Source organism: Photorhabdus sp. RW14-46, from assembly GCF_963887965.1.
GTDB lineage: Bacteria > Pseudomonadota > Gammaproteobacteria > Enterobacterales > Enterobacteriaceae > Photorhabdus > Photorhabdus laumondii.
In genome coordinates, this window is record NZ_CAWPHH010000005.1 from 123,213 (window position 1) to 141,288 (window position 18,076).

Sequence of the window (18,076 nt, forward strand, 5' to 3'; positions counted from 1 at the left end):
AAAAATAATTTTTCCGCCAAGAAAAAATATTTATTCATTTTTAAAATAAAAAAACAACCAATTATTCTATTTTAATAATCAATTTTATTTGACATATCAGGCTTTATATACTTTTATTAATACTACATTGATTTACGGATATTTTTTAGTTAACGGAATAAACTGTTTAAATTAATTTATTGTTCCAAAATCTTCTTATACCCTATGGATTTCGAGATGCATCGCGACGGCAAGGGAACCAATCCCCGGGAGCATAGAGAACTATGTGACCGGGGTGAGTGAGTGCAGCCAACAAAGAGGCAACTTGAAAGATAACAGGTATATATATTTTCATTTATAGGAGTATTTATGCCATCTCATGAAATTAAAAAAACAGTATTTAGCCCCTCTCCGTGGGAAAATAAAATGGGATACTCAAGAGGGAAAAGAGTTGGTAATCAGATCTTTATTGCAGGATGTGTCGCTTCGGATGGTGATGGAAATGTTATGGGGGAAAATGCTTACGAGCAAACTCTATTTATCATAGAAAAAATTGAGAAATATTTAAAAGAGCTTGATGCAGAACTGACTGATGTTGTCAGCACAGTAACACATTTAACAGATTTCCAACATTTTGATGATTATTGTCGAGCCTTTAATGAGAAATTTGGCGATATACGCCCGGTCAATACGACTATTGCCGTTAAATCAATGGTAAAGCCAGAACATTACGTTGAAATTACAACTATTGCTATCGATAGTAAATAGTTAAATTAAAGAATAATACCAATGGTAATTGATCTACCTGGAGGCTTGGCATGAATAAAATTAGCGTGCTCCCCGGTTCCACTCTTAACGGGGAAATAGTCATACCATCATCTAAGCCTCATATCCAAAGAGCGCTACTATTAGCACTATTGAATCAAGAAACAACAACCGTAAATAATATATCGTGGTGTACCGAAACCGAAGATCTCCTTATTGCTTTACAACAATTTGGTCTGCAAATTCTGGATAGAAGTGAAAACCACATCATATTGAAAGGGGCACATCCAATATATCATTGTAATGGGATCATTAATGCTAACGGTTCTGGCATGTTATTTAGAATCAGTGTCGCTTTAGCATCACTAACAGAAAAGGAAGTTTATATAAAATGCAATGATTCACTGTTTAACAGAGAAAGTCTGTATGATGAATCATTTTTTTCATACCTGAATGTATTTGCAGAAAAGCGAAAAGAAAATATTGTCATTATTTCCAGAAGAATATATCCATCACAATCACCATTAAACTTCAATAAGAGTACTCAATTCCTATCATTCTCTCTTCTTGTTTCACCATTTATGAAAGGGAAAAGTATTATCATTAACAACAACGGTGAAACTAAGAATGGATATGTCGATATAACAATTACCATGATGGCATTATTGGGGAGTAAAATCTCTCGAACAGGTAGCACATTTATTTCAACTGAATATCAACCAAGGGATATTACTATTAACATCCCTTCTGATTTCACATCACTAAGCTATATTGCTTCGTCAATATTAAGTATTAATCGACCAAGCAAAGTCACTATCAGAAATTATTATTTTGGTAATACCATTAACGAAAGAGTATTATTTGACATATATAAAAAATTTGGTATGAATTTAAACTATAACCCAATTAAGAATGAACTTAATATCAGCCTGGAAGAGGAGCATAACACCATTACCGATGAAATCTATTTACATGAACTTCCTTCCGTTGCCACTAACATTATCGCGGCAGCGATTAATGGCAATGGAGATATCACATTTTCCGGTCTTAATGCTATAAATAATCATAAATGTCAACGCGCATTTATTATCAACGAAAATATACGCATGATGGGCGGAAAAAGTTATTTAATTTTTAATGATACTGGGGCTTTCAACAAAATAAGGATCAACAGTAACGGACCATTAAATGGAGGCGTCGAAATATTCAGTTACTATGATCATCGGATTTGCGCATCCAATATTATTGCATCACTAGGGGCAAGAGAACGAACAACAGTTAATCATATACATAAATTAGATGATGGTTTTCCTGGATTTATCCAATCCTTAAACTCTCTCGGCGCTAGAATAAGTTAGCTAACAGTATAAAAGCGAGAAAAAAATATGAATTATTATGGTAATAATCATCCGCCATTTATCGAAATAAACAAAACCAAATCATTAAATGGCTCAATAACTTTACCTGCCTCCAAAAGTTCTTCAACTCGCGCCATTCTGACTGCATCATTAACGGAAGGTACAAGTAAAATAAATAACATGGCATCAGGGAACAATACAACAGCAATGAAATTAAACTGTTCCCGTTTAGGGGCATCATTTAATAGTGATATTACAGGGACAATCGTAGAAGGCATAGATATCAGACAAATTGATAAAAAAATCATCTTTAACCCAGGTAATTCTGGCGTTGTATTACGGCTATTAATGGGAGTAGCCGGTTATTTACCGGATACTGAATTTATTACAGAATACAGTTACTCCCTGGGTACACGATCACAATTGGAAATGGTCAATGCACTAAAATCACTCAATATTCAGTGCACCGCAGTTGGGCCTGATTCACTTTTACCGATAAGCATGAAATCAGATAAAAACATTGGTAATTACACTGAAATTTCATGCAGAAAGAGCTCTCAATTCCTAAGTGGGCTACTTTACTTAGGTGCCATTAGTGAACGAGATCTGCAAATAAAAGTCATCGATACAATTACCGCACCATCAATGGTTCACACGACAATTAATAATTTACGCAAAGCGGGCATTAATATCGAATATGATGATAAATTCCGCAATTTCTTTACGACAGGAAAGAGTCGATTTATTCCATCAGAATTTAGCGTCGGCGCTGATCCAGCCAGCACGGCGGCAATCCTTGCACTTTGCGCCTCACTGAATTCTGATGTCACCCTAAACGGTTTCTTTGAGGAAGAATTAGGTAATGGCGCGGTGGTGAACTATTTAATTAACAGTGGAACGAAAATCAGCTTCATCAGGGATGATTGTCTCAATATTCGATCTAGCGGCACCCTAAAAGCGCAAGATTTCGATGGTTCACTGGCACCAGATGCGGTGCCTGCACTGGCTGCATTAGCTGCGTTTGCCAACGGTAAAAGCGTTTTCTATAACATTGAACATATCCGCTATAAAGAATCAGACAGAATTTCTGATTTTCGGCGGGAATTAGACAAAATAGGAATTAGATCAGAAGAGAGACTAGACCAATTAATTATTTATGGCAATCCATATGGATATAAAGGCGGTGTTATTGTTGATGGTCATTACGATCATGGATTAATCATGGCACTTACAACAATAGGTTTACATTGTGATGAGCCCCTGATTATCAGTGAGCCATATCATGTTGGTCAAACCTATCCAGAATATTTTGCCGAAATATCTACATTAGGTGCCAATGTGAACGAATTAAAATATTCTGCCCCTATACTAGAAGACGTTTAAATATCATTGATAGCTCTTAACCAAAGGAATTACCTATGTGTGGAATTGGTGGTGTTTTTAATACAGAAAATAGGCTTATTGATGATATTGAAAATAAGCTACAGACTATAATGTCAAAAATAGCACATCGTGGCGATCCATCTCGATTTAATGAGAAGGTTGTCAGAAATAACTTTTCAATTGCAACCAACAGACTTGCTATTGTCGAACGCGATTCAGCCTATCAACCCATATCAAATCAGGAACATGATCTTCATCTTGTTCTGAATGGTCAAATTTATAATTACAAGTCTCTTCGAAATGAATTAATTAAACAAGGTTATCAATTTAAAAATGGGGGCGATGCAGAAGTTGCCCTAATTGCCTACATTTGCTATGGCAAGTCATTTATTAAAAAATTAGATGGCATGTTTAGTTTTATTCTATTTGATAATAAGAATAATAAATTCTTATTAGGCAGAGATCACGTCGGTATAAAACCGCTCTATTACACCCAAAAAGAGGGTAACTGGTATGTAGCCTCAGAAATAAAATCATTAATCGAATTTAACTCAGAAATTAAACCTGTTGAACCCGGTTCAATTTTCGACGGATTGACTAGTGAGAAATATATTAGCTACGACACAACTATCCCAGCAAGCAGCGATAACGTCGAACAGGCAAAAGAAAAAATCTATTCACTGTTAGATAATGCCGTCAGAAAGCGGGTTGACACAGACCTGCCAGTGTCAATTATGTTTAGCGGCGGCATAGACAGTACTATCGTGCTTTATCTTGCAAAAAAATATCACCACGATATTACGGCGATTTCATTTGGATTACCGGGTTCAAAAGACATTGAAATTGCCCAAAGATATTGTACTGAGAATAATATAAAGCATATTATATATACATTTACTCAGGAAGAATTAATCAATAATATCCAAGATGCTATCTATTATGGTGAATTTTTCGAACAAATCGATGCGATTGATTCAACTATTGCTCACTTTGGCTATTATATTGCTAACCGTCTTGGCTTTAAAATTGCTTTATGTGGAGAAGGTAGTGATGAAATTTTTGCTGGTTACGATCTATTTAAAACATACCCCGATCCCCATCACCTCTCCCTATATCGATTAAATAATCTTCATAGGACTGATTTACAAAGAGTTGATCGGGCAAGCATGAGAAATACTGTTGAAGCAAGAGTTCCCTTTATGGATTCAGCACTAGTGCCTTATGTTTTAAGCTTGGATTTTTCTTACAAACTCAATAATGGGATAGAAAAATATATTTTACGCGAAGCATTCAGAGGAAAAATACCCGAATATATCATTGACAGACCAAAAATAAGAATGCCAGATGGCAGTGGTGTAAAAAATACTATCATTGATTACGTTAAAGATATTAAATGCAATCTACCGAGAAACATGGTTGACAGCCTTAATTCTATCGGATTAACCCATCAAAGTTCATTATATTTCGCTGAAAAGTATCTCTCTTTGGGTTATCCACTCCCGAAAGAACGTTTTAAAGAATCTGGCAAAGATTTTTCAGAATCGGGTTACTTTAATTTCATATCGTAATTTAACCATTATACCCGTCATCTTTCAAGTTGCCTCTTTGTTGGCTGCACTCTCTCACCCCGGTCACATAGTTACTATGCGCCCGGGGATTCGCTCCTTTGCCGCCGCGAAGCATCTCGAAATCCATAGGGTATATTCTGTTAACAATGCAGCTATTTAGCGATAAAAATAGGATTTTTTATTTTCATCACTTAGCGTCAAATTGAAACTCAATATCCTTTTTTAAGAAATCATAATCAATAATGTCAACTCTCTTATTCTTCGATACAATTATTCCTTTTTCATTCAAACTCTTAATAGCTCTATTTAATTGCCTGACTGAAACACCTAAAACAGATGCTAAATCTTCCCTTTTCTCTAATACCAACACAGTTCCATTTCTTTTCGAATGATAGTAAAGAAATCGCTTTAGCTTATCCTCAACAGTTAAAAATATCCCCGTTCGAAACAAAGAAGACTCAAAAAGCTTATTACTGAGTTGCTTACAAACAAATTGAAGAAATCCAACATCTGTTAATCCAAATATTCTTACCGTTTCTAACGGAATTGATAGCAGAACTGATCGCTCCTGAGCAAAGACAGTATTAATTATGTTATCGCCTTGGGCATGAAAAAGTTCTAAATCTCCAATAAGAAAAAGAGGCGTAGCAAAGGCAAAAACAGAAAATTTTCCATTAACATTATAAAACTCAACCTTTAGTTTACCCTCAACTAAAATATAGAGATGAGTAAAAATTGATGACTGATGTGTAAGATAGGTATTTTTCTTAATTTCAACCACATCTAACTTTGGCATAAATTCTGCTGGAAAAATACTATCAAGATGATATTTATCAATATAATCTTTCAATTTATTCTCTTTATACAGATTACAGATTACAGATTACAGATTACAGATTACAGATTACAGATTACAGATTACAGATTACAGATTACAGATTACAGATTACAGATTACAGATTACAGATTACAGATTACAGATTACAGATTTAATATAAATTTTTTACGATTATACATAAAGATGAATAAAATGCAATTTTTCACTACGAAAATCTCATTATTTCCTTTTCCAATCGACTTTTCAGTTCATTACTGGAAAATGAAGCATGTAATGCATTCAAATTTGTTTCAATAAAATCACTATATTGCCAACCAAAATATCGATTAATCCTCAGATATTCTTCACATAAGGTGATATTTGCAACTGTCCGGGCATCCGTATTAATCCCAATATTTACACCAACCTCTTTTAAAAAATTAACTGGATGATTTTCATAGATATCATAAATATCACAAATAATATTACACGTCGGGCATACTTCTAAATGTATATTTCTCTCTATAAGGAGATCAATAACATCTCGATCTTCAATACTTCTAACACCATGACCTATACGAGAAATATTTAATTTATTAATAGTCTCGCGCACACTTTCAGCCCCTTTCGCTTCTCCTGCATGCGCAATAATATTTCCACCATTTTCCAACACCATTCTAAACGCATTCAAATGTGCACTAAGTGGATATCTTGCCTCATCGGCAGCAAGATCGAGAGCAACAACGCCGTAATTAGAATATTCATTGACAAGATATGCGGTTCTCAAACTTTGATCTTCTGAAAAATGCCGCAATGTACATAATATTAAACCTGCTGCTATACCATATTTGATTGAATAATTTTTCATTGCTTCCAAAACAATTTCTACAATATCGCGTTCATTTAATCCTAAGCGAAGATGAAGTAAAGGTGCAAATCTAATTTCAGCATAAACTACATTATCGCTTTTTAATTGTATGAAAAGATCTTCTACAGCATCAGCGATTACGTCCCTTTTTTGTAGTAAATCCAGTGAAGGAATGATCTTATTTAAAAAATCACCTAAATCATGACATTTTTCAGCGGCAATATATTTTTCACAAAATGACTTATGGGTAATATCAGGAATGAATTTTTTAACGAAATGATAACTCAACCCACAATCAAGATGTGTATGTAATTCTACCTTTCTCAGTAAATCAGGATTAAAATTCATCTTTTATTCTCCTATATGACTAAAATTACGATAATAATGTAAATAGTTTATTCTTAAATACCTCACCCTTGATTTTAGTCACCACACTCATATTATGGGGATGATTGAGAAGATCGGTTGAATCAATCACTAAATGCCCATATGAACGTGCGCTTTGATATTCAACATAACCATACACCGCTAATTTATCCTCTATCATTTCATTCGGATATAAAGCAATAGCCATTGTTATAGGATCAGGCAGATCAAATCCTTTTCTATTCGTTCTTCCCGCATTGAATTCAATCAATGTTCTATTACAGCTCACTGTAAACTGACCAAGATCACCTAAAGAATTTAATTTATCCATATCGAATTCATTAATAAAAGCCTCCTCCATACCTAACTCCCATCCACAAAATATAAGAGGTAATCCAGAATTCAATACTATATGTGCTGCTTCAGCATCAGAATAGAGATTGAATTCAGCCAATGGCGTAATATTACCTGATTTCAACCCAGAGCCACCCATAATATATATCACTTTGACAGATTTATATAAATCCGGCTCTTTTAAGACAGCCATTGCTATATTTGTCAATGGTCCCAAAGTGATTATCTCTATCTCACCAGGGAATTTTTTCACGATATCAATAATGGCATCTACTGCATGTTTATCTTCTACTATTAACGAAGACTCTGGTAAATTCATATTACCCATACCATCTTTTCCATGAATATGATATGAAGCATAATGCTCTCTAAATAATGGTTTACTCATCCCTTCATATACCGGAGGAATATATGTCCCTGCTTTTTCAATACTAACTAATGCATTTTTCCTGCACTGCGCAACAGCACAATTACCAGCAACAATAGTAATACCTTCAATAAAAACTGAGGGTTCACGGAGCGCCATCAATAATGCAACTGCATCATCGGAAGCCGTATCTGTATCAATAATGAAATGTCTCATAGACTATTTCCCTTTATCATATTCCTTACATTAATCTATAAATTCCGCCCAAAAAAAGTCACATGACCTTTTTCCAGAATTAAGAAATAATGTGCGCAGAGATAGATAACCAATATGTGATCTATTTCACAATTTACCATCAATAAACAATTCGCAGGAATATGTTCTATACCCTATGGACTATATTTTTTTGCATTTTATCACCCGTTTAAATTCTCTTGAAAATTAAGCGATATAATCTCACAACCGTAAAGAAAACGAAGGTAACAGAAGCAGCCTCATTTGCATAATTTCTGGAGCCGACTCGAAAAAACTGACAAAAAACGCCTTAATTTGCCTTAAAAAGCGCTTCCTTGACATATTTTCCACATTTTCTCCATTTTTTAGCCTATCCTCACTGTCTAAACTAATAGCATGAGATTAAACCGATATTTCAGTCGGACATAATCAAGCAACATCTTAGCCTTGCGTTTGAGAGAATGTCGAAGAAATGAATCAAAATAATAAACACCGTACCCTCCTTTTTCGTGCAGCACTGGCCGCTATTGCCATTGCTGCCGCTATATTTTTCTGGTACCAACTTAAAACCCCTCAACAATCGAGCCCATCGGATCAATCCTCTGGTTTAAGACATTCCCCTTTACCCCCTGTACAGGTTGCCACAGCAAAAGAGCAGGCAGTCCCTCGCTTTCTGGCCGGGCTTGGCACCATTCAGGCCGCCAATACCGCCACGGTAACCAGCCGGGTTGAAGGTCAGCTTATCGCTTTGCACTTTCAAGAAGGCCAACAAATTAAACAAGGGGATTTACTGGCAGAAATTGATCCACGCCCTTTTCAGGTTCAACTAGCGCAAGCCAAAGGCCAGCTTGCTAAAGATGAAGCAATATTGGCGAATGCTCGTCAGGATCTCAATCGCTACCAGAAATTGGCAAACACTCACCTGATTTCCCAACAAGAAATGGATAATCAACGTGCACTTGTCCGCCAACACGAAGCCAGTCTGAAAGTTGATCAAGCCGCAATTGATAGTGCAAAACTTCAACTCACTTACAGCCGTATTACAGCTCCCATTTCCGGTAAAGTGGGCTTGAAACAGATCGATGTAGGAAATTTTATTTCCAGTGGTAACAGCTCCTCTATCGTGGTTATTACCCAAACCGATCCGGTAGATGTGCTGTTTTCACTCCCTGAAAACGATATCAATGCTGTTTTACAAGCTCAGAAAACGAATCATGACGTCGTTGTTAGTGCCTGGGATCGCAATAACCAGCAACAACTTGCCGCAGGCAAGCTGTTGAGCATTGATAATCAAATTGATGCCACTACCGGCACAATTAAGCTAAAAGCCCGTTTTTCCAATCAAGAAAGCATCTTATTCCCAAATCAGTTTGTTAATGTCCGTATTAAAGTCGATACACTGGAAAATGCAGTGGTGATCCCAAATGCTGCCCTGCAAATGGGTAATGAAGGGAATTTTGTCTGGATGTTAGGTAAAGAGAATAAAGTCAGCAAGCATCTGGTCACGGTCAAATTGCAGGATACAAAACGTGTTGTTATCAGTGCCGGCTTAGCAGCAGGTGATAAAGTGGTCACTGATGGTATCGATCGCCTGACAGATGGCGCTAAGGTGGATATTGTCACACCGATGGTAAATAAGCCTCAACCACAAAAACACGATCAAACGGAGAATTCCTGATGCAGGCAGGCTCCCCAATCCCAGGTGGCGGACCATCACGCCTGTTCATCTTGCGACCTGTTGCCACCACGCTGTTTATGGCAGCAATCCTGCTAGCAGGTATTATCGGCTATCGCATGTTGCCCGTGTCTGCATTACCGGAAGTGGACTATCCCACCATTCAGGTTGTCACACTCTACCCCGGTGCAAGCCCCGATGTGATGACTTCGGCAGTCACCGCACCACTTGAGCGCCAACTCGGACAGATGTCTGGCCTTAAACAGATGGCCTCTCAAAGTTCCGGCGGGGCTTCCGTTATCACATTACAATTCCAGCTAACTTTGCCGCTAGATGTCGCCGAGCAGGAAGTGCAGGCGGCTATCAATGCAGCCAGTAATTTATTGCCGAATGACCTGCCTTATCCCCCTATCTACAGCAAAGTTAATCCCGCTGATCCACCGATTCTAATGCTAGCAGTCACCTCCGATGCAATGCCAATGACACAGATTCAAGATATGGTGGAAACCCGTATTGCGCAGAAAATTTCACAGGTCAACGGTGTAGGATTGGTGACACTCGCCGGCGGCCAGCGACCAGCCGTCAGAGTGAAGCTAAATGCCCAAGCGGTCGCTGCACAGGGATTGGATAGCGAAACCATCCGCACCGCTATCAACAATGCTAACGTTAATTCCGCCAAAGGTAGCCTTGATGGTCCGACTCGCTCTGTCACGCTTTCGGCCAACGATCAAATGAAGTCAGTAAATGATTACCGCAACTTGATCATCGCCTATAAAAATGGCTCACCGGTACGGTTACAAGATGTCGCAACCATTGAACAAGGCGCTGAAAATACCAAACTAGGTGCATGGTCCAATAACACACAAGCGATTGTGATTAATGTTCAGCGCCAGCCAGGTGCCAATGTGATTGAAACTACAGATAATATTCGCCAGATGTTGCCGGAACTCATCAGCAGCTTGCCAAAATCCGTCGATATGAAAATCCTGACTGACCGCACAACAACCATTCGCGCCTCAGTGAAAGATGTTCAGTTTGAGCTATTACTGGCAATTGCACTGGTTGTTATGGTGATTTATCTGTTTTTACGTAACGGTATCGCAACACTTATCCCCAGTATCGCCGTTCCCCTTTCACTGATCGGCACATTCGCAGTGATGTATTTCTGCGGTTTCTCCGTCAATAATCTGACGCTAATGGCGCTCACCATTGCTACCGGTTTTGTCGTAGACGATGCCATTGTGGTCATTGAAAATATCTCTCGTTATATAGAACAAGGCGAGAAACCGATGACAGCCGCATTGAAAGGCGCGGGTGAAATCGGTTTTACCATTATCTCCCTGACTTTCTCTTTGATTGCGGTGCTGATCCCGCTGCTTTTTATGGGCGATATCGTTGGCCGCCTGTTTCGTGAGTTTGCAATTACCCTGGCCGTGGCAATTCTGATTTCAGCCGTTGTCTCACTGACATTAACCCCCATGATGTGCGCTCGAATCCTGAAACCGGAATCACAGATAAAACACAATCGTTTTGAACAAGCCAGTGGACGATTTTTTGAACAAATGATTGCCGGTTATGCTGTATGGCTAAAAAGAGCACTGAATCACCCGTGGATCACCTTTGGCATCGCCCTAAGTACATTGGCGCTAACTGCCCTGCTCTATCTGATGATTCCAAAAGGATTTTTTCCATCACAGGATAATGGGCTGATTCAGGGAACACTGGAAGCGCCACAATCCATTTCCTTCACCGCAATGGTGAATAAACAACAACAGGTTTCATCCTTATTGCTGCAAGACCCGGCAGTAGAAAATATCACCACTTTTGTGGGCGTTGATGGCAGTAACCCAACATTGAATAACGGGCGACTGCAAATCACACTAAAACCACTCAATCAGCGTGATGACAGAATCGTTGACATTATTCCGCGTTTGCAGGAAAAAGTTGCCGCTATACCCGGCATAAAGCTCTATCTGCAACCGATGCAGGATTTGACGATTGACACTCAGGTTACCCGTACCCAATACCAATTCACTTTGCAGGCAACCTCTCTGGATGAACTGAGTATCTGGGTGCCAAAATTGCTGGCTGAACTAAAGCAGAGAGCAGAGCTAGTTGATATCAGCAGTGACTGGCAAGATCAGGGGCTGATCGCCTACGTTAAAGTAGACCGAGACATTGCCAGCCGATTGGGCATCTCAATGGCTGCTATAGATAACGCACTCTATAACGCATTCGGCCAGCGGCTAATTTCAACCATTTATACGCAAGCTAATCAGTATCGGATCATCTTGGAACATGATGTGACATCGACTCCGGGGCTGGCAGCATTTGATAACATCCGCCTTAACGGAACTGATGGCCATGTCGTACCTCTCAGAACTATTGCAACTATTGAACAAAAATTTGGCCCACTGGCAATCAATCACCTAGCTCAATTTCCCTCAGCAACATTTTCTTTCAACGTTGCCGAGGATGCTTCTCTCGAACAGGCGGTCAATGCTGTTCGTGATGCCGCGCAATTGATCAACATGCCCAAAGACATTTCCACCCAATTCCAAGGAACAACACTGGCATTTGAAAGCGCACTGGGTAATACATTGTGGCTAATCGCGGCTGCCATTATCGCCATGTATATCGTGCTAGGCATACTGTATGAAAGCTTCATCCATCCGGTGACCATTCTCTCCACATTGCCGACAGCAGGAGTAGGTGCACTATTAGCGCTGATGATGGCAGGTCATGAACTGGATGTCATTGCGATCATCGGCATTATCTTGTTGATAGGTATTGTGAAGAAAAACGCCATCATGATGATCGATTTTGCGTTGGCAGCGGAGCGTGAACAAGGATTATCGCCTTACGAAGCCATTTATCAAGCGTGCTTATTGCGCTTCCGTCCGATTCTGATGACCACAATGGCGGCGTTGCTTGGGGCACTCCCCTTGATGCTCAGCACCGGTGTCGGTGCTGAATTACGTCGTCCTTTGGGTATCTGTATGGTAGGTGGATTGATTATGAGCCAGATCCTGACACTGTTTACTACACCAGTGATCTATTTGCTGTTTGATCGTCTGGCCCACTATCGCCGCAATCGCCAGCTCTCAGTTTCAAACTCGTCATCTATTGATCATCAGGAGCCGCGGTGAAATTTTTTGCCTTATTTATCCAACGCCCTGTTGCCACCACGCTATTGAGTTTAGCCATAACCCTATGTGGGGTATTGGGATTTACCCTGTTGCCGGTTTCTCCTTTACCACAAGTGGATTTCCCGGTGATCTCGGTTTATGCCTCATTACCGGGCGCTTCACCGGAAACAATGGCCTCATCTGTCGCGACTCCGCTGGAGCACGCCCTAGGCCGAATTGCCGGAGTCAATGAAATGACCTCCAGTAGCTCCCTTGGTAGTACCAATATCACGCTTGAATTTGATCTCAATCGTGATATTAACAGTGCAGCACGGGATGTACAGGCAGCGCTGAATGCCGCTCAAAGCCTGTTGCCTTCCGGTATGCCTAGCCGACCGCAATATTACAAAGTCAACCCGACTGACGCCCCAATTATGATCCTCACATTGACTTCTGATACCTATAATCAAGGGCAACTTTATGATTTTGCCTCTACTCAACTGGCTCAGAAAATCGCCCAAGTTGAAGGCGTCAGTGAAGTCTCTGTTGGCGGCAGTTCATTACCCGCAGTCAGAGTTGAATTGAATCCTGGCGCCCTGTTTCATCAGGGGGTTTCGCTAGATGCGGTACGCAAAGCTATCAGCAATGCCAATGTTCGCCGCCCACAAGGATATGTGGATTCCGATCAGCAACACTGGCAAATTCAAACGAATGATGAGTTAAAAACAGCCGAAAACTATCGCCCGATCATCGTTCACTACAACAACAATTCACCGGTGCGATTGCAGGATGTAGCAAATGTAAAAGATTCTGTTCAGAATGTCAGAGCAGCCGGAATGTCTGGCGGTGAGCCGGCTATTTTGTTGATCATTCGCCGTGAGGCTGGCGCGAATATTATCGCCACAGTAAACCGTATCCGTGAACAATTACCTGCATTACGTGAATCTATTCCTGCCAGTATTCAACTTAAAGTTGCTCAAGACCGCACACCCACTATTCGTGCTTCAATAGTGGAAGTAGAACGAGCATTGGTGATTGCTATCGGGCTGGTCATTCTGGTGGTATTCCTGTTCTTGCGTTCTGGTCGCGCAACATTGATCCCTGCCATTGCTGTACCGGTTTCACTCATTGGCACCTTTACCGCTATGTATCTGTGCGGTTTCAGTTTGAACAATCTTTCCTTAATGGCGCTGACGGTTGCCACAGGATTTGTGGTAGATGATGCGATTGTGGTACTGGAGAATATTTCCCGCCACCTTGAAGCTGGCATAAAACCCATGCAAGCGGCCCTACAGGGTGTCCGGGAAGTGGGTTTTACGGTCCTCTCAATGAGTATTTCACTGGTAGCCGTCTTTATCCCGCTTCTGCTCATGGATGGATTGGTTGGTCGGCTGTTCCGTGAATTTGCCATTACCCTAACCACATCAATCAGCATCTCATTATTGGTTTCTCTAACACTAACGCCAATGATGTGCGCTCATTTACTAAAATCTCAGCATTCCAAAGCACAGAAGAAAATACGAGGATTCGGTAAAGTTCTACTGAAAATTCAGCAAGTTTACGGGCGCTCCCTGATGTGGGTTCTTAATCATAGCCGTTGGGTATTGTTAATTTTGGCCGGCATCATTGCCCTAAATGTTTGGCTCTATATCAATATCCCCAAAACTTTCTTCCCAGAGCAGGATACCGGTCGGTTGCTAGGGTTTGTTCGGGCAGATCAAAGTATCTCTTTCCAGTCTATGCGTGAAAAAATGAAAAATTTCATGCAGACAATCAATGCAGATCCTACGGTAGACAGCGTTATCGGTTTTACCGGTGGTGGGCGGGTAAATAATGGCTTTATGTTTATCTCTCTAAAGCCATTGAAAGAGCGTTCAGAAAACGCTGAACAGATTATCTCGCGCCTGAGAATTAAACTTGCCAATGAACCGGGAGCAAATCTATTTCTCATTCCGGTACAAGATATCAGGGCTGGCGGTCGCCAGGCTAATGCCAGCTATCAATTCACATTGCTGGCAGATGATCTGAATGATCTTCGCAAATGGGAGCCTGTTATCCGTAAAGCATTAGGGCAATTGCCGCAACTGACTGACGTGAATTCAGATAAGGAGGATAAAGGCGCTGAAATGGCAATAATCTATGACCGCGATACCATGTCTCGTCTGGGCATTAATGTCAGTGAAGCCAATAATTTGCTGAATAATGCTTTTGGTCAGCGACAAATATCCACCATTTATCAACCACTTAATCAGTACAAGGTGGTGATGGAAGTTGCACCAGAATATACACAGGATGTCAGCGCACTGGAAAAAATGTTTGTGATTAATAATCAAGGAAAAGCCATTCCGCTCTCCTATTTTGCTCACTGGCAACCGGCTAACGCGCCGCTAAGTGTCAATCATCAAGGGCTTTCTGCTGCTTCAACCATTGCTTTCAATGTACCGGAAGGCTATACCCTCTCTGATGCTATCAATGCGATTGAAAGAACCACAACCGAACTTGGGGTACCTTCAACGGTTCGTGGCACTTTTGCAGGCACCGCCCAGATTTTTCAGGAAACCCTGAAATCACAATTATTCTTGATTCTGGCGGCCATTATTACCGTCTATCTGGTGCTAGGGATACTGTATGAAAGTTATATCCATCCATTGACTATTCTCTCTACCCTGCCTTCCGCCGGTATTGGTGCCCTGCTGGCATTAGAACTGTTTGACACACCATTCAGCCTGATAGCATTAATCGGCATCATGTTATTGATTGGTATCGTGAAAAAGAATGCCATTATTATGGTGGACTTTGCGATTGAAGCTCAACGTAACGGTAATATCTGCGCCCGTGATGCGATATTCCAAGCCAGCCTATTACGTTTCCGTCCGATTCTGATGACCACACTGGCCGCCTTGTTTGGTTCCCTGCCACTGGTTTTGAGTAGTGGCGACGGTACGGAATTACGCCAACCTTTAGGAATCACCATTGTGGGTGGTTTGGTTATGAGCCAGCTTTTAACACTATATACCACACCGGTTGTCTATCTCTGTTTTGATCGACTAAGGGAAAAATGGCAGCAACGGCGTACCGCCAAGCAAATTATGGAGCCATCATGAAACTCGGCATCAGTGGTAAACTGTTTATGGCCATTTTCGCCACTTGCATGCTAGTACTCATCACCATGCACTGGGGCGTAAGAAGCAGCTTCCAGCATGGTTTTATTGGTTATATAAAACAAAATATCCAGCTACGTACTGCCATGTTAGCCGAAGCACTGGCTGAACAATATCAACAACATGGCAACTGGAAATTCTTAAAGAGGAATGACCGGGCAATTTTTCAAATCATCCGCTCCATTGAACAAACCAGTGAAAGCCGTCAAGGTCCACCACCTCGCGGTTGGCGAACTCAATTTTGGGTGGTGGACAGTGACATGAAACTGCTGGTCGGTCATGAAGGTAAAATCCCGTCAGAGACTTATCGCAAACCGATTATCTATCATCATCAAGTCGTTGGTTGGGTCATTGTTAGCACATCAGATAAAATTACCCGTCAAGCTGATATCAGTTTTGATCGCCAGCAACAACTGACAAGCTGGATAATTGCCGGTTTATCTACCTTGCTGGCAATGATAGCCACGCTATTATTATCCCGCGGTATGTTAAAACCCGTTAAACGTTTGGTTGAAGGAACACATAAACTGGCAGCCGGTGATTTTAGTGTCCGCGTCACACCATCAAGTAAAGATGAAATTGGTCAGCTTGCCCACAATTTTAACCAACTCGCCAGTACCCTGGAAAAAAACGAGCAGATGCGTCGCGATTATATGGCCGATATTTCTCATGAACTGCGCACTCCCCTTTCCATATTGCGTGGTGAATTGGAAGCGTTACAGGATGGTGTTCACAAACCAACGCCAGAAACTCTCAATTCGTTATTGGCTGAAATTACCACATTGACCAAACTGGTTGATGATTTACATCAACTATCTCTATCCGATCGCGGGGCGCTGGCATACCGGAAAGAATTTATCAACATCAGTGAGTTAATTCAGGTTGCTATCGCATCTTATCATGGCCGTTTCCTTGATAAACAAATCCAAGTGGATGTTAAACTTCCTGAAACGATTACGCTGTTTGCTGACCCAAGCAGATTGACTCAGCTATTTCATAATTTACTGGAAAATAGTCTTCGCTATACCGCTGATAATGGAAAATTGATCATTAAAGGTTGTTCTGACGATAACCACTTCATTCTGAATTGGGAGGACAGCAAGCCCGGTTTGTCACCAGAGCAATGCCAACGGGTTTTTGAACGATTCTACCGCAGTGAATCCTCACGAAACCGCGCCAGTGGTGGCTCAGGACTTGGGTTAGCCATTTGCTATAACATCGTTGAAGCCCATAACGGTACGATCCATGCCGAACCCTCACCTTTAGGTGGCCTGAGAATTATCGTAGAATTGTCGCTCACTGAATCCCTCGACGGCGAAACGTTATGAGTACAGAATTTGAGCATTATACTGTTTTGATTGTTGAAGATGAGCCAAAACTTGGGCAATTGCTGGTTGATTACTTGCAGGCGGCTGATTACGAAACCCAGTGGCTACTGCGAGGTGATGAAGCTGTCTCCCATGTACAGCAACATAATCCAGATATTATTTTGCTGGATTTGATGCTTCCAGGCTGTGATGGCATCACTATTTGTCGGGAAATTCGCCGCTTCTCTGATGTACCGATTATTATGGTCACCGCCAAAACGGAAGAAATTGACCGTTTACTTGGATTGGAAATCGGGGCAGATGATTATATTTGTAAACCTTACAGCCCACGTGAAATTGTCGCGCGAGTTAAAACGATTCTTCGTCGCTGTTACCGACCACAAGATATTGTCAAACAAAGCGATTTACACATTGATGAAGCCTGTTTCCAGGCGCGTTACCGCGATAAAATACTGGATTTGACCCCGGTTGAATTCCGGTTATTAAAAACGATGGCAAGTCGCCCTGGGCAAGTATTTTCCCGCGATAAGTTATTGAATAATCTATATGATGATCACCGAATCGTGACAGACCGTACCATTGATAGCCACATTAAAAATTTACGCCGTAAACTGGAACAATTGGATAACAGTAAAACATTCATTCGTTCTATTTATGGACTTGGTTACCGATGGGAAGCAGATATATGCCGTTTGTTATAACTGTCACACTTTAACTGAATTAAA

At 40.7% G+C, this 18,076-nt stretch carries 12 protein-coding genes; 9 read left to right on the plus strand and 3 right to left on the minus strand.

Annotated features, from left to right (window positions below; genetic code table 11):
- The first annotated feature begins 348 nt into the window (after positions 1 to 348).
- Genes AACQ38_RS06350 through asnB form a run of 4 tightly spaced genes read left to right on the plus strand, consistent with a single transcriptional unit; the run spans position 349 to position 5,053 of the window.
- Positions 349 to 747: a RidA family protein gene (locus tag AACQ38_RS06350; protein ID WP_011146987.1), complete on the plus strand. Its 399-nt coding sequence runs from the start codon at positions 349 to 351 to the stop codon at positions 745 to 747.
- Between the two features lie 50 nt (positions 748 to 797).
- A complete protein-coding gene (locus AACQ38_RS06355; protein ID WP_058588374.1) occupies positions 798 to 2,102 on the plus strand; it encodes a 3-phosphoshikimate 1-carboxyvinyltransferase in 1,305 nt (434 codons plus the stop codon).
- 27 nt (positions 2,103 to 2,129) lie between these two features.
- Complete coding sequence (gene aroA / locus AACQ38_RS06360; protein ID WP_165577696.1) at positions 2,130 to 3,485, plus strand: 3-phosphoshikimate 1-carboxyvinyltransferase; 1,356 nt, start codon at positions 2,130 to 2,132, stop codon at positions 3,483 to 3,485.
- A gap of 35 nt (positions 3,486 to 3,520) precedes the next feature.
- Entirely contained in the window at positions 3,521 to 5,053 is a 1,533-nt protein-coding gene (gene asnB / locus AACQ38_RS06365) for an asparagine synthase (glutamine-hydrolyzing) (protein WP_011146990.1), read from the plus strand.
- A gap of 187 nt (positions 5,054 to 5,240) precedes the next feature.
- Here the strand turns inward: asnB and AACQ38_RS06370 are convergent, their stop codons facing one another.
- From AACQ38_RS06370 to AACQ38_RS06380, 3 genes are all read right to left on the minus strand, one after another.
- A complete protein-coding gene (locus AACQ38_RS06370; protein ID WP_011146991.1) occupies positions 5,241 to 5,903 on the minus strand; it encodes a Crp/Fnr family transcriptional regulator in 663 nt (220 codons plus the stop codon).
- Positions 5,904 to 6,096: 193 nt separating this feature from the next.
- The gene (add, locus tag AACQ38_RS06375) at positions 6,097 to 7,086 is read right to left on the minus strand and encodes an adenosine deaminase (RefSeq protein ID WP_165577697.1); all 990 of its coding nucleotides are present in this window, start codon (positions 7,084 to 7,086) and stop codon (positions 6,097 to 6,099) included.
- 25 nt (positions 7,087 to 7,111) lie between these two features.
- The gene (locus tag AACQ38_RS06380) at positions 7,112 to 8,041 is read right to left on the minus strand and encodes a nucleoside hydrolase (protein WP_165577698.1); all 930 of its coding nucleotides are present in this window, start codon (positions 8,039 to 8,041) and stop codon (positions 7,112 to 7,114) included.
- A gap of 490 nt (positions 8,042 to 8,531) precedes the next feature.
- Between AACQ38_RS06380 and AACQ38_RS06385 the strand changes: the two genes are divergently transcribed.
- From AACQ38_RS06385 to baeR, 5 genes are read left to right on the plus strand one after another with little or no spacing between them, the layout of a single operon-like run.
- Positions 8,532 to 9,737 carry an MdtA/MuxA family multidrug efflux RND transporter periplasmic adaptor subunit gene (locus tag AACQ38_RS06385; RefSeq protein ID WP_011146994.1) on the plus strand — a complete coding sequence of 402 codons (1,206 nt, stop codon included), beginning with the start codon at positions 8,532 to 8,534 and terminating at the stop codon, positions 9,735 to 9,737.
- On the plus strand, positions 9,737 to 12,883 hold the full coding sequence (locus AACQ38_RS06390; protein ID WP_165577699.1) for an MdtB/MuxB family multidrug efflux RND transporter permease subunit: 3,147 nt from the start codon (positions 9,737 to 9,739) through the stop codon (positions 12,881 to 12,883). Before AACQ38_RS06385 ends, AACQ38_RS06390 begins: the two co-directional genes overlap by 1 nt.
- The gene (mdtC, locus tag AACQ38_RS06395; protein ID WP_165577700.1) at positions 12,880 to 15,966 is read left to right on the plus strand and encodes a multidrug efflux RND transporter permease subunit MdtC; all 3,087 of its coding nucleotides are present in this window, start codon (positions 12,880 to 12,882) and stop codon (positions 15,964 to 15,966) included. The genes AACQ38_RS06390 and mdtC overlap by 4 nt, the downstream gene beginning before the upstream one ends.
- A complete protein-coding gene (gene baeS / locus AACQ38_RS06400; protein WP_165577701.1) occupies positions 15,963 to 17,351 on the plus strand; it encodes a two-component system sensor histidine kinase BaeS in 1,389 nt (462 codons plus the stop codon). The genes mdtC and baeS overlap by 4 nt, the downstream gene beginning before the upstream one ends.
- Entirely contained in the window at positions 17,348 to 18,052 is a 705-nt protein-coding gene (gene baeR, locus AACQ38_RS06405; protein ID WP_011146998.1) for a two-component system response regulator BaeR, read from the plus strand. Before baeS ends, baeR begins: the two co-directional genes overlap by 4 nt.
- The last annotated feature ends 24 nt before the right edge of the window (positions 18,053 to 18,076 follow it).

What these genes read in the sequence shown, in the direction of transcription:
- AACQ38_RS06350 (WP_011146987.1), top strand. Translation starts at nt 349, where the DNA reads ATGCCATCTCATGAAATTAAAAAAACAGTATTTAGCCCCTCTCCGTGG.
- AACQ38_RS06355 (WP_058588374.1), top strand. Translation starts at nt 798, where the DNA reads ATGAATAAAATTAGCGTGCTCCCCGGTTCCACTCTTAACGGGGAAATA.
- aroA (WP_165577696.1), top strand. Translation starts at nt 2,130, where the DNA reads ATGAATTATTATGGTAATAATCATCCGCCATTTATCGAAATAAACAAA.
- asnB (WP_011146990.1), top strand. Translation starts at nt 3,521, where the DNA reads ATGTGTGGAATTGGTGGTGTTTTTAATACAGAAAATAGGCTTATTGAT.
- add (WP_165577697.1), bottom strand. Translation starts at nt 7,086, where the DNA reads ATGAATTTTAATCCTGATTTACTGAGAAAGGTAGAATTACATACACAT.
- AACQ38_RS06380 (WP_165577698.1), bottom strand. Translation starts at nt 8,041, where the DNA reads ATGAGACATTTCATTATTGATACAGATACGGCTTCCGATGATGCAGTT.
- AACQ38_RS06385 (WP_011146994.1), top strand. Translation starts at nt 8,532, where the DNA reads ATGAATCAAAATAATAAACACCGTACCCTCCTTTTTCGTGCAGCACTG.
- AACQ38_RS06390 (WP_165577699.1), top strand. Translation starts at nt 9,737, where the DNA reads ATGCAGGCAGGCTCCCCAATCCCAGGTGGCGGACCATCACGCCTGTTC.
- baeS (WP_165577701.1), top strand. Translation starts at nt 15,963, where the DNA reads ATGAAACTCGGCATCAGTGGTAAACTGTTTATGGCCATTTTCGCCACT.
- baeR (WP_011146998.1), top strand. Translation starts at nt 17,348, where the DNA reads ATGAGTACAGAATTTGAGCATTATACTGTTTTGATTGTTGAAGATGAG.